Origin of the sequence: Mesorhizobium sp. M1307 (genome assembly GCF_040318155.1) — a bacterium.
In the GTDB taxonomy this organism is placed as follows: domain Bacteria; phylum Pseudomonadota; class Alphaproteobacteria; order Rhizobiales; family Rhizobiaceae; genus Mesorhizobium.
Genome location: NZ_JAMYLR010000017.1, coordinates 19,386 through 32,797 on the forward strand (window position 1 = coordinate 19,386; position 13,412 = coordinate 32,797).

Below are 13,412 nucleotides of genomic sequence, written 5' to 3' on the forward strand. Positions count from 1 at the left end.
CTTGAAGACTCACCTCGACGATATAAGCGCGGGCCGAGGCAAGTCTCCTAAATGCCCTTCCGCCTTTCTGATGACGGCGAGTACCCGCGTCTACGGTCCGTCCGTACCGTCTGGTTGGAAAAGTGAAGCCTGTAGCGCAGCAATGTCCGCTCACGTTCGCCCCCGGCATTGGGGCAAACCGTCTGATTGGACGCGTTCAGTGTTATGGGGTCCACTCGGCGTCTATGACGAATTCTTGCGACGAACAGAGCGCACCATCATCACTGGCCAGAAACAGTGCGAGCCCTGCGATATCATCGGGCTGAACGTGTACTCGAACGGACTGCAGCGCGTCGATCCGTGCTTCTCCTTGCAGAGTCAGATGTTCGCGCCTCTGTCTTTCCTTCATCACCCAACCCGGAAGAAGTGTGTTGACCCGGATATTGAAAGGACCGAGTTCTCGAGCTAGCCCCGTTGTCAGACCGTGCGCGCCAGCCTTGGCCGTCATGTATGTGGGGATGATCGACGCTGTACGCGCGCTCAACGATCCAAAGTTGATGATCGACCCGCCTCCGAGACGCTTCATCTGCGGGATGACGGCCTGTGTAGCGAAGAACATTGGCCGCAGGTTGATCGCCATCCTGTTGTCCCGTGTGTCGTTGGCGACATAGTTGATCAGAACTGAAACGTCACCGAGATCTCGCCCGACACGCTCTATCGTCATCTGGAGAGCGGCGATATTGCGGATGTCACATTCGATGAACACCGGTGGATATACGTGCTCGCTCAGCGACGTCACAAGCGCCTCAGACAAGGATTTCTCGATATCCACGAAGGCCACCCTTGCACCTTGCCAGGAAAATCCTTGGATCATCGCTGCGCCGATGCCAGAGCAGCCTCCGGTGATAAAGATGACCTTGCCCTTAAGCGAAGGGTAACAGGCTGAGTTCCGTCGAGAGTGTTTTTGCTGCATGAAAATCCGCGTCCACTTTCTGGATGATGGAGAAGCGAGGGCAGCGCCAGGCGTTCACACCGTCACTGTGATACCACCGTCCACGTAGAGCGTGTGGCCGTTGACGAATGAAGACGCGTCGCTGGCGAAAAACACTGCAGCCCCGATGAGTTCTTCAACATTGCCCCACCGACCGGCCGGTGTGCGCCGCTCGAGCCACGTGGAGAATTCGGGGTCTCGAACGAGAGCTTCGTTGAGCGGCGTCTTGAAATAGCCTGGCGCGATGGCATTGACTTGCAAACCATGCTTTGCCCAATCCGCACACATGCCTCTGGTCAGGTTTCTGACAGCCCCTTTTGTCGCCGTGTAGGGCGCGATGCCCGGACGGGCCAATTCGCTCTGAACAGAGCCGATGTTGATGATCTTTCCGCGCCCGCGGCCTATCATGCCTTTGGCCACGGCTTTGCTCACATAGAAAATGCTGGAGAGATTGGTTCGAAGGAGATCGTCCCATTTGTCTTCCGGGAAATTCTCCAATGCTGATCGGTGCTGGATGCCGGCATTGTTGATGAGAATGTCGATCGAGCCGATCGAGGTCTCAATCCGCTCGACCCCCTGACGCGCAGACAGGGCATCCGTGACGTCGAAGGCCTCCACCTCCACCGACAGACCGTCCTTGAGCAGATCCGTGGCGGCGTCCTTCAACAGCTGTTCACGGCGGCCGTTCAGGACAACACGGGCACCGCACTCCGCCAGGCCACGGGCAAGCGCCAGGCCAATGCCCTGACCCGAGCCCGTAACCAGGGCAATCTTACCATCGAGGTCGAAAAGCCGTCGCATCTGCATTTCGCCTTCGATCAAGAAGCGTAAGACACTGGCGTCGCATGCCAGCCGTCCTGCCGCTTGTCCCAAAAGGCTGTTCTCAGCCGCGCGGAAATCGGACCCGGCCGGTCGTTCCCCAGGATCCTTTTTCCCAGGCGGCTCACCGGCATGATGCCGCCGGCGGTTGTCGAGAAAAAGATTTCGTCGGCAGCTTCGAATTCGCTACGCGAGATATCCCGGACCTCACAGCGAATTCCAAATTCGTCGCAGAGTTCCAGGACTGTTCTTCGAGTGATGCCTTCGAGCGCACCGTGTTTCGGCGTGATGACCTTGCCATCGATGACGGCGAAGACATTGAAGCCCGGTCCTTCCGTCACGTTTCCATCGCGATCCAGTAAAATGCAGGTCTCGGCGCCTTGATCGTGCGCCTCGAAATTCCCGCGTGTCAGGTCGCCCCAGTGGAAATTCTTGATCGTCGGGTCGACTGATTCCGGCGCAATCCGTTGGGGCGACGCGATCATTGCGTGCACGCCGCGTTCCTGCTGCTCTGGGGTGAACACCCACACCCAAGGCATGACATGGCAAATCAAATAGCTGCGGCCGTTTACGGGATGAAGCGGCACGCCGCGCGGCGGGCGGGAGCGGACACAGTCCATCGCCACATAGGCCTCGCGCAAGCCGGTGCGCCGCACCAGTTCGGCGAGAATATTCTTGATCTCTTCGTCGCTTTCCTTCGGGTTCATCCGCAACTTCGTCATCGAGGTGCGAAAGCGTTTGACATGGTCGTCAAGCCGGAAGAATGCGCCGTAGTAGACGCCCGCGACATCATAGGTAACGTCGGACCGGCGGTAACCCCACTCGGTGATGCCGAGCTTGGCATCCTTGAGAGGCATGAATTCACCATCAATGTAGGCCGCGCCAGCGGACCAATCGACGTCTGTCATCGTAGTTCTCCTTGATCTGAATCGTGCCCGCTGTCGGGCAGCCTGACAAAAAAATCCGGGCTAAACGGCCACCGCCAGTTCGCTCCGGCCGGCGCGCAGGATGCGTGTTTGGACGATGTCCAATTCAAGATTGTCGTCTTCGGGAGACCCCTTGACGGCTACTCCGTAGATGTCTCGTGCGCGCTGCACGCTGATCCACCCTTCGGCGAGATCGTGTAGCACCCGCGCCGCATCGCGTTCCCGGGGCGAGCCATATCCACCGCCGCCTGCGGAGTGAGAGACCATGTGCTCACCCGGCTGCAGAGTGACCCCGTAGCAGGGGGGAAGATCGACGACCGAACCATCAGCCTTGCGCATTGCCGCCCTGGACACACCGCCGGCGCCACCGCCGCGGGCGCCTGCGGCAGGCGTGATGGTACCATCGGCGGTGTAGAGGACGGTCAGGGAGTTTCCGCCCCACGGGCCGTACTCGCTATAGACCGACGGCGCGCCGCGAAACGTGCCTGCCCCCTCGGTGTCGCCGAGGATATGGCGATCCTGGATGATGATTGGATGATGGAGCTCGTCGACTTCAACGCTGTCGATATGGCACATCCCCGCATTGCCGGCATGGATCATGGTGAGGAAGCCGTCGGTGACCGGCGTGCCGGCGCCACCACTGATGCCGATATGGACCTGATTGATGAAGGGCTCGTCATTGTTGTAGGGATCGCGCCCGGAGATGACGCCCATTCCTGGCGGTTGGATCGGGCCGGTCGCGGCTTGCCCGAAGCCAGCCGAAAGCTCGGCGATCGCCCGCTGCACCGGATTGGTGACGTGGTCGGCGAGATTGGTGGTCGCCACCGAGCACGAGGCCGGATGCCTCGGTATGCCGACACAACAATTTTCGCGAACCCGAATCTCAATGCGTCGAAAGCTGCCCGCATTGGCGGTAACATGATGATCGAGTATGCCGTTGAAAATCCCGATCATCGCCGCGCTCTTGGCGGTTGCCTCCGTGAGATTGAGGCCGCAGGGCTGGCAATCGGGATTGTCGCGCAGATCGACGATGATCCTGGCCTGGGCCGTATCGACTTCAACGTCCACCTTGACGGGAATGCCGTGCGGGATGCCGGGGAAGGGGTCGTGAGCGGACTCCAGGACGACACGTCCCGAAGACAACCTCCTGATTGCCTCGATCATCTTTTGTTCGGAATAGTCGAACCAGCGGGCGGCGTAGCCCTCAAGCATGTGCCAGCCGATCTCGCGGCCAAGGTTGAGCAGTTCGCGCTCGCCGATGCGGACGGATCCAAGGCTCGCAAGGAAATCACCCCACCATTGGTCCGGGACCCGGATACGGGCCTGGCACATGCGCACGATGTCGTGGTTGGTCTCGTAGTCTTCCTGAATCTTCGTCGCCGAAAAGATCAGCGCGCCCTCTTCGTACAAATCCTTGACGTCAGCGAGATAGCTGGATGGACGGGAATTGCCGCAGTCCGCCTGATGTGCCTTGGCCAGGACGAAGAAGCGCAGGATGCCCTCATCGTCGATGACCGGGACGATCATGCAGTGGTCGGCCGCGTGCGAGTTTCCCTCATACGGGCTGTTGTGGAGGAAGCAGTCGCCGCGCTTGAGCACCGGATGGTGCTTGAGCACCGCCTGGCACATCAAATCAGGGCCGATGAGCGTGTGGTTCGGCAAGCTCTCCGCCGCCGCCAGCAGCTTGCAGTCGGCGGTCAGAACGACACACGAGAAATCATGGGCCGTGTTGAGGATCCCGGAGCGGGCGGTTCGGAAAAGAGTGTTCTGCATCTTGCGGGCGATGGTTTCCATGCGGCTGGAAATCATCGCCATCTGAACGCCGTCCGGCGCCTTCTTCAAAATTTGCTCAGACATGGGAAAGCGCCTCCTTAGAATGTCACACGCAGGCCACCGCTGGCCGTGCGTTCTGCGACTGTGCCCGGATCGACCACGACGGTCGTGAACGATGATTCGATGATGGCGGGGCCGGCAACTGGTTCGCCCGGCTGCATGGCTTCGTAGCGATGAACCGAGACGTCGCTCCAACCGAGTTCGGAGAAGTAGACCGGTCGCCTTGCGCGACCACCGGCAAAATCGCCTTCGGGGGGGATCGTGCCGGCGGCCCGATCGGTCAGTCTGCATCTGACCTTGGCGCGCCATGTCACGAATTCGACATTGGAATTGCGATCGCTGATCTCGAAAATACGCTGGTGGGTGTCATGGAAGGCATCCGAGACCTGCTTCAAATCGCCGTCGCTCTTCACCTGATCAAGCGGGAGAGGAACGTCGATTTCCCAGATCTGATGCGGATACCGCGCCTCTACGGAATACTCGATGTGGTAGTTGAGAGCCCCGGCGCCGGGCCCTTCCGCGAACTCAAGGCATCGCTTCCTCAGCTCTGCCAGAACCTCGTTGATCTTGTCGCCCGCAAATCTGTCGCTGGTCGTAAATTGCAGTTGCGCATAGTCCGACGAAAGCTCCGACATCAAGGCCCCGGCCGCGCTCATGACCGCACCTGCTTCGGGGATGAGCACACCAGCGCATTGAAGGCGCCTGGCAACTGCGACCGCATTAAGTCCGGCGGCACCGCCGCCGCCGATCATGACGGCCGAGGTGGGATCGATACCCTGATTGACCGTGATCTCCTCGATCGCTCCGACCATCTTTTCGGTTGAAAGCCTCAACACAGCGGCAGCGGCTTCCTCAACCTTGATGCCGAGCGGTTCGGCGACTTTCAGACGCAATTGCCGGGTCGCGCCCTCCCGGTCGAGGACCATGGCGCCGCCCAGGAAGAAGTCCGGGTCGATATAGCCCAGGATCAAGGCGCAGTCCGTGACGGTGGGCTCGGTTCCTCTGCGGCCGTAAGCGACCGGCCCCGGCGTCGAGCCCGCGCTCTGCGGACCGACCTGCAGAATTCCGCCATTGTCGACCCATGCGATCGAGCCACCTCCGGCGCCGATGCTCTTGATATCGACAGATGGAAAGCCGGTCATATGGCCGCGCGTGCGCTGGCCAATCCATGTTTCGCGGCTCCAGGGGATGCGCCCGTCACGCACCAGGCTGACGTCAAAGGTGGTTCCACCCGTGTCCGCGACAATCGCGATGGCGTTGCCAAAATCGCGCTCTGCGTAGTAGCGGCCGGCGACGGGCGCCATCGCCGGTCCAGAATTGATCGAGTGGATTGGCGCGCGTGCAACTGCCGAGGCATCCATGATGCCGCCACTTGAGGTAACCATCAGTGTCCGGCCGTTGAAACCGGCGTCCTGCAGCCGGTTGGTCAAGCCATCGAGATACTTGAACATCAGCGGCTTCAGCGATGCATCGATGACGGTCGCGGAAGCTCGGCGATATTCGCGCAGGGTTGGATTGAGCTGGTGCGAGAGCGTGTATGGAACGTCAGGCAGATGCTCCTTCAGCAGGTCTCCGATACGTCGCTCGTGAGCCGAGTTGACGACAGACCACAGAAGGCAAACGCCAACCGCTTCAATTTTCAGAGCCTCCAGTTTTTTGATTGTCGTGATGAAGTCGGCTTCGTTCAAATCCTCGACGATGTTGCCGCGCGCATCGACGCGCTCATTGACTTCGAACGTATATCGCCGAGGCACATAGGGCTCAGGGTAGGCGACCGTGAAGTTGAACGGTTCAATACGCCCGCCCTCGCGCATGACCAGGATATCGCGATGACCTTTGGTCGTGATGAAGGCTGTTTTCGCCGTCTTGCCGGTGATGATCGCATTGATGGCCCGGGTGGTGCCGTGCACGAACATGGCGCCGCGGCTGAGGAAATCCCCAAGGCCTAGTCGATAGTGCCTAGCTGCGAGATCCAAGGCATCGAGCACGCCGCGCACCGGGTCGTCAGGTGTCGTCGACGCTTTGAACAGCCTGATCTCGTTGCCATCTTCAACGACGAGGTCGGTGAAAGTACCACCGGTGTCGCACGCCATCCTGATATGATTTGCGCTGGGTTTGATCTCGGTGGCGTGGGTATCCATAAGGCAAGCCTCTTTCGTGCCGGCGCGGATGCATCCGGCCGGATATTCTGGGGTTGTTGGAAGAAGGGCGCTGTTTGGGACTGCTATTCCAAGTGTCGTTTGCCGACACGCGTGGCGGCATCTTCCTGTGGCGGCGCACATGTGTCTCGAATGACGAGTTCGGGCAGGAAGACCGTGTCGGAGCCGGCGTTGGCCGGCGCCGCATTCGGTTTGAGAACACGCTCGACGGCTGCGCTGGCCATCGCCTCGATAGGCTGACGTATGGTCGTCAGTGCGGGAAATGAGAGCTGGCTGATCCAGGCATCGTCCACGCCAATAATCGACATGTCCTTTGGAACGGCAATGCCGGCGGAACGGAAAGTCGCAAGCAACCCCAGCGCGATCATGTCGTTGAACGCGATAATGGCTGTGGGCCTGGGCGACAGCGCCGCCACATCGGAAGCGGCATCGCGACCGACCTCGACCATCTGGGCGTCTGCGACATCAAGTGCGCTCTGGTGACGCTCGAGCACCACTGCCTGGCTGTCATCGAGCTCGTGATCTCTCATCGCTTTCTTGAAGCCGGACAACCTCATCACCCGGCTGTGGGTGATGAGGGGATCCGTGACATACGCAATCCGCCGATGACCGAGAGCAAACAGATGTTCCACGGCAATCCCGATTGCAGCCTCGTGATCGAGATTGACCGTATCGAGCCGAGCAAGCTTCAAATCGAGCCTGTTGGCGTCCACGGCCACGATCGAGAGGTCGCTCCAGGCCGAGTAATAACCCCGCCTGGTGTTCAGGGGCGCGATCGTGATGAGGTCCGCAACGCCTACGGCGGCCAGATTGTCGAGAAACTCCTTCTCGAGCTTCGGATCGCGCATGGTGTTGCACAGGTGAACCCGGTAACCCGCCTTCACTGCGGCCTGCTCGATCGAGAACACCATCTGCCCGTTGAAGGGATTAACGATGCTCGGCACGACAAGGGCGATTACACGGGCCTTACCGGTCTTTAATTGGCGCGCTGCCTGGTTCGGTCGGAAATCAAGCTCAGCAATTGCCGTCGCAATGCGCGTCCTGGTCTCCGTCCCGAGCCGGTGGAATCGATTGTTCATGTAGTTCGAGACGCTGCTCACGGATACGCTCGCCGCTTTCGCGACGTCCTGAATGGTGGCGCGGTCCGCGGCATCTGTGGGCGATCCACTTTTCGGCGGCATGTCGTTCAAATCTCCCAAGGTCCCAGAGACCCTCATTCTACAACTCCCGCAGGAGAACAAAACCTCGATGGTCGCGAGTCCAGCTCCGCCGTTGTGCGGTCGAGCAAGTTGGTAAAACGGTACACTAAAAATTCTCCCTGTCAATCGATCGCCGATCTGGCGATGTCGCCTATCATGTCGTCGATATCCCGGGCTTTGGCGAGATAGCTCGACTCTGATGAAGGCAAACACGTCAAATGGGAGTTGACAGGTGAAAAAAAGCAGGTGTATCGTTTTACCAACTGTAGCAAGCCGAAGAGCTTCGCAGCAGGCTTAACGGCGCTGAACACGTCTCGCTTGGGGCAACGCCACGCCTGAAACTTGCACGATCGTTTTCTTGTGATGCTGCCGCTAGTCCGACGGGTACCGGGGCGAAGTCGGCAATACAAAGCTTTCCATCATCAAAAAACCGACGGAGACGGAACATGAAGAAGTTTTTGCTGGCCGCCGCATGTCTAACGTTGCTCGGCGTCCCTGCTCAGGCCGAAACAATCGGCTTCAGCATGCAGCGGTTCGACGACAATTTTCTCGCGATTCTTCGCAGTGGCCTGGAGGCGCACGCCAAAGACCTTGGGAACGTGACGTTGCTGATCGAGGATGCGCAGGGCGATATCGCCCGGCAGCAAAGCCAGATCGAAAACTTCATTGCCGCCAAGGTCGACGGCATGATCGTGATCCCGGTAGAGGCCGATGCCGGCGTCGCAATGTCCAAGACCGCCGACAAGGCCGGAATTCCCCTGGTCTTCGCCAACAATCAGCCTTCCAACGTCGATCAGCTGCCGGAGAAGCAGGCTTTCGTCGGCTCTGACCAGATCCAGGCAGGCAGCCTGGAGGCGAAAGAGGTGTGTCGCCTGCTGGGCGGCAAGGGCAAAGCCGTCATTCTGATGGGCGAACTCGGAACCCTGGTTGCGCGTGGCCGCACCGAGGCGGTGCACGAGGTCTTCAAGTCCGATGACTGCAAGGGCATCGAGATCGTCGAAGAGCAGACGGCCACCTGGTCACGCACGCAGGCGCTCGACCTGACCACAAACTGGCTGTCGGCGGGTCTCAACTTCAATGCCGTTATCGCAAACAACGACGAGATGGCGCTGGGTGCGCTTCAGGCCATCAAGGCAAGTGGCGGATCAACCGGCGACTACGTCGTTGCCGGCATCGATGCAACGCAGGACGCCTTGACAGCCATGAAGTCAGGCGACCTCAAGGTGACCGTTTTCCAGGACGCGATCAGCCAGGGAAAAGGCGCGCTCGACACGGTTCTGAAGCTGGCCCGAGGCGAGAAGACCGACAAGAAGGTCTTCACCACGCTCGAACTCGTCACCAAGGACAATATGGACAAGTACCTGAAAAGGAACTGACCGCCAGCATCGCGCGCCGGTCATTGATCGGCGCGCGGACTGTTCCGTTCGATCTGGATTTGGGACGACTTCGATGCAGACCACAGTCGCCGCTACGCCAATCCCACCTGGTCTTGAGGACAAGCGTCAGCCCTGCCTGCTGAGCGTGACCGGAATCAGCAAGTCGTTTCCGGGCGTGGTGGCTCTCGACGACGTGAGCTTTCAACTCAGGCGGGGTACCGTCCATGCGCTGATGGGCGAGAACGGCGCCGGCAAATCCACGCTGATGAAAATCCTGGCGGGGATATACCAACCCGATGCAGGAGAAATCTTCCTCGACGGCATTTCCGCCCAGTTCAAGACCCCGCTCGACGCGCTGACACAGGGTGTCGGGATGATCCATCAGGAATTGAACCTGATGCCCTCGATGACGGTCGCGGAGAACATCTGGATCGGCCGAGAGCCACGCAATCGATTTGGGATCGTCGATCATCGGCGCATGAATCGCCTATCGCGCGATCTTCTCGCGGAGCTGAAGATCAGCCTGGATCCGGAGGCGGAAGTTCGCCATCTGTCGATTGCCAGCAGGCAGATGGTGGAAATCGCCAAGGCGGTTTCCTATCGCTCGCGTGTCCTGATCATGGATGAGCCCACCTCGGCACTGACAGAGCGCGAGTCGGCCCATCTCTTCGAGATAATCGGGGATTTGAGAAAGCAGGGCATCGGCATCGTCTACATCTCGCACAAGATGCACGAGATCTTCGAAATATCGGACGAGATCTCCGTTTTTCGTGACGGCAAATATATCGGCACCCATACGGCAGCAGCCACCAGCCGGGACGAGATCATCCACATGATGGTCGGCAGAGACATCTCGACGCTGTTTCCGAAAGAGAACGTGCCGACCGATGATGTCTTGCTTTCGGTTCGGGACCTGACTTTGCGCGGCGTCTTCTCGGGCGTCTCTTTCGATCTGCGGGCGGGCGAGATATTGGGCCTCGCCGGTCTGATTGGGTCGGGGCGGTCCAATGTTGCCGAAACCATCTTCGGGGTGACACCCGCCACCAGCGGCGAGATACGGATAAGGGGGCAACGCGTCGATCTGAGATCGCCACGCGATGCGATCGCCAACGGAATGGCCTTCCTGACAGAAGACAGAAAACAAAGCGGCTGTTTTCTCGTCCTGGACATTCTCGAGAACATGCAGATTGCCGCTCTTCAAAGCCAATTCGTCAATGCCGGTTTCGTGCAAGGCAAGGCGATTGCCGCGGCATGCCGCGAGATGAGCAGGACGTTGCGCGTCAAAAGCTCAGGTATCCACACCACGGTCGAAAATCTCTCCGGCGGCAACCAGCAGAAGGTGCTGATCGGACGCTGGCTTTTGACCAGACCGGGCATCCTCATCCTCGACGAGCCGACACGCGGCATCGACGTTGCCGCCAAGGCCGAGATCCACGCTCTGGTCTCAGCGCTCGCCAGCGCGGGCGCCGGCGTCATTCTGATTTCCTCAGAGATGCCGGAGATCCTCGGAATGAGTGACCGCATCATGGTGATGCATGAAGGCAAGATCACCGGCGTTCTGGACCGCGATGAGGCGACGCAGGTCAAAATAATGGAACTCGCTTCGAAGTAGGCGAGGAAAGAGGAACTGTACGATGGGAAAAGACACAACAGCCGCCATGCCTGAGTACCGTGGCGGCCTTGGCGGTTGGCGAAAACCTCAGGAGCTCAATATCTTCCTGGTCCTGGTGGGGATCGTTGTCCTCTGCGAGGTGTGCGGCTGGCTGTTGATCGGGCAGAGTTTCGTCTGGAATCCGCAGCGCCTCACGATCACCATCCTCCAGGTGTCCGTGGTCGGGATTATCGCAATCGGCGTGACGCAGGTCATCATCACCGGCGGCATCGACCTTTCTTCGGGGTCCGTCGTGGCGGCAAGTGCGATGCTGGCGGCTGGGTTTGCCCAATCCGCGGAATGGTCGAAAGCGCTTTATCCTTCGTTGACCGATCTGCCGGCCATCGTCCCGATCGGCGTTGGTGTCCTGGTCGGTTTGATTGCAGGGATAACCAACGGTGTTTTTGTCGCCTATGCCCGGATCCCGCCGTTCATCGCAACGCTCGGCATGATGGTTTCAGCTCGGGGCATTTCGAAATGGTATACAAAAGGCCAGCCCATTTCGGGGCTGACCGATCAATTCACCGCCATTGGCTCGGCTGCATGGCCGGTGTTCGTCTTCATAGTCGTCGCCATAATCTTCCATGTTGCGCTTCGCTACACCCGCTACGGCAAGTACACCTATGCCATCGGCGCGAACGTCCAGGCAGCGCGGGTCTCCGGCATAGATGTCGAAAGGCATCTGGTTAAGGTCTACGCGATCGCCGGAATGCTTGCCGGTCTCGCCGGCATCGTCACCGCGGCGCGCGCGCAGACGGCTCAGTCCGGCATGGGATACATGTATGAGCTCGATGCGATTGCCGCAGCCGTGATCGGCGGAACGTCGCTTGCCGGCGGGGTGGGCCGGATAGGGGGCACCGTAATCGGCGTGGTGATCCTGGGCGTGATGTCGTCAGGCTTCACGTTTCTGCGGGTCGACGCCTACTACCAGGAAATCGTCAAGGGCCTGATCATCGTCACGGCCGTGACCATTGATGTCTACCGGAATCGGCAGAAACGCTCCTAGATCGAGCCCGCTCGCGGGCGCCTACTCCAAAACAATAAAAGCCGCCAGATAAAAATCACAAAGGCAGGAATGTTTCCGCAAGCGCAAGAAGACTTCAGGTCAATTCTGAAAATTCCATCGATGGAGATCGAAAATGCAAATAAGAGCACTGCACAGCTTGACATTGCAGCATTTTGACTTCGGCGCACTCGCCGAATGCGTATCTCAAAGGTGGCGATATCTGGCCAGGGTTCACGACTTTGCTCGTCGCCTTGTTGACAAACATGGGGCGGGCCGTGCGTCGGATCTTACAAAAGGGGCCGCCGCCAGAGCGTCGGGGAGGCGCGGGGCGATCCTGCGGGCCATTGCCGAGTCAGTGAACGATCTGACGCGGTTGGACATTTTCTACCATTGACTGGACGGTTCGAGCTTACGGCAAAAACCGCCCACAGTCGCTCACCACGCAACGATCAACTCAGCCGATCGGGTGCAGTTCTATGGCCAACCAAACCGCATCGGTGTCGGCGAAATAGCGATGCCATGGATATTTCCACTGGTTCGTTCCGCTGACCCGGCAAAACGCCTCATGGGTAAAGCCCGGCGCCATGAGGACATCTTGATAAAGCGTCGCCTGGTCGTTCTCCCGGAATTTCTGCATGCGGCCGGTTCCGAATATCTGCGTGTGGATCTCCAGGAAGGGATGGTTTGTCGTGAATGAAGCAGTCGGTTTCAGCAGGTGACCACCAGAGGTTCAGTTTGAGCACGAAGCGCTGCATTTGCCGTTCCACGGCGACCTCGCCTGTAAAGAACAGCGGGTCGACCTCGACTTCGCCGATCGTGTCCTGCGGCGAGATGAAGAGCGGGGTCTGGCGCGGGAAAGACCGGATGCGGTTGCCGAGCCAGTCCCAGCCGCGGAACATGACGCCGCCCAGGTCGACTGTCTTGCAAACTTTCAGGACAGCGATCCGGCCGCTCTGTTCGATCGTCGCTTTCGACAGCATAGCCGAGCGCCACGGCGCAATTGAAGTCTTGATCGCATCGTCGATGATCAGCCGGTCGCTCGACAGGTTGACGACGATGCTGCTTTCGACGTGCAGGCCGGCGCCATTTTCGAAGAAATCGGCGGCGACGAAATCGTCCGCGAAATTCAGAGATCGATGCTGCAGCAGGCCGGTGCCCCGATGAACACTCATATCGTTCCTCCACCCATCGCGACCGTAGGGCGATGCCGTCCTGCGACCGCTGTCGCCATGTCACATCGACTGACGATCAAAAGGACAGAAAGGGCGGGCTTCAGCAATTTCGCAGACGCCCTTCGATCAGCGCGATCTGACGCAATGCCTGCGTCACTGGCTGGCATTGCCCTGTCAGCGGCAATGGTCGAGCCGTCGATCCAACAGCGGGCAGAGGGTCTGGCGCCGAAATTTCAACGGCCGATTTGGTTTCGCTTCGCAAGCCCGGCGCCATCGCAGAACGGGCGGCAGCATAAGCTGA

The 13,412-nt window shown here is 59.5% G+C and carries 10 protein-coding genes; 3 read left to right on the top strand and 7 right to left on the bottom strand.

What is annotated here, in order from left to right; genetic code table 11:
• Window positions 1–202: 202 nt before the first annotated feature.
• From NKH16_RS19340 to NKH16_RS19365, 6 genes are all read right to left on the bottom strand, one after another.
• Window positions 203–952, bottom strand: a complete 750-nt coding sequence (locus tag NKH16_RS19340) for an SDR family NAD(P)-dependent oxidoreductase (protein ID WP_352901150.1) — start codon at window positions 950–952, stop codon at window positions 203–205.
• 54 nt (window positions 953–1,006) lie between these two features.
• Window positions 1,007–1,771: an SDR family oxidoreductase gene (locus NKH16_RS19345; protein ID WP_352824804.1), complete on the bottom strand. Its 765-nt coding sequence runs from the start codon at window positions 1,769–1,771 to the stop codon at window positions 1,007–1,009.
• A gap of 17 nt (window positions 1,772–1,788) precedes the next feature.
• Window positions 1,789–2,697, bottom strand: a complete 909-nt coding sequence (locus tag NKH16_RS19350; RefSeq protein WP_352901153.1) for an aminotransferase class IV — start codon at window positions 2,695–2,697, stop codon at window positions 1,789–1,791.
• Window positions 2,698–2,757: 60 nt separating this feature from the next.
• A complete protein-coding gene (locus NKH16_RS19355) occupies window positions 2,758–4,572 on the bottom strand; it encodes a hydantoinase B/oxoprolinase family protein (RefSeq protein WP_352824802.1) in 1,815 nt (604 codons plus the stop codon).
• Window positions 4,573–4,586: 14 nt separating this feature from the next.
• Window positions 4,587–6,689, bottom strand: a complete 2,103-nt coding sequence (locus NKH16_RS19360; RefSeq protein WP_352901156.1) for a hydantoinase/oxoprolinase family protein — start codon at window positions 6,687–6,689, stop codon at window positions 4,587–4,589.
• A gap of 83 nt (window positions 6,690–6,772) precedes the next feature.
• A complete protein-coding gene (locus NKH16_RS19365; protein ID WP_352824800.1) occupies window positions 6,773–7,888 on the bottom strand; it encodes a LacI family DNA-binding transcriptional regulator in 1,116 nt (371 codons plus the stop codon).
• A 464-nt stretch (window positions 7,889–8,352) separates the two neighbouring features.
• On the opposite strand from NKH16_RS19365, the gene NKH16_RS19370 reads away from it, so the two are divergent.
• From NKH16_RS19370 to NKH16_RS19380, 3 genes are all read left to right on the top strand, one after another.
• Window positions 8,353–9,282, top strand: coding sequence for a sugar ABC transporter substrate-binding protein (locus NKH16_RS19370; RefSeq protein WP_352901159.1), 930 nt, complete (start codon window positions 8,353–8,355; stop codon window positions 9,280–9,282).
• A 73-nt stretch (window positions 9,283–9,355) separates the two neighbouring features.
• Entirely contained in the window at window positions 9,356–10,894 is a 1,539-nt protein-coding gene (locus tag NKH16_RS19375; RefSeq protein ID WP_352901162.1) for a sugar ABC transporter ATP-binding protein, read from the top strand.
• Window positions 10,895–10,916: 22 nt separating this feature from the next.
• Window positions 10,917–11,939, top strand: a complete 1,023-nt coding sequence (locus NKH16_RS19380; RefSeq protein ID WP_352901165.1) for an ABC transporter permease — start codon at window positions 10,917–10,919, stop codon at window positions 11,937–11,939.
• Between the two features lie 563 nt (window positions 11,940–12,502).
• Here the strand turns inward: NKH16_RS19380 and NKH16_RS19385 are convergent.
• Window positions 12,503–13,111 carry a hypothetical protein gene (locus NKH16_RS19385; protein WP_352901167.1) on the bottom strand — a complete coding sequence of 203 codons (609 nt, stop codon included), beginning with the start codon at window positions 13,109–13,111 and terminating at the stop codon, window positions 12,503–12,505.
• Window positions 13,112–13,412 lie beyond the last annotated feature (301 nt).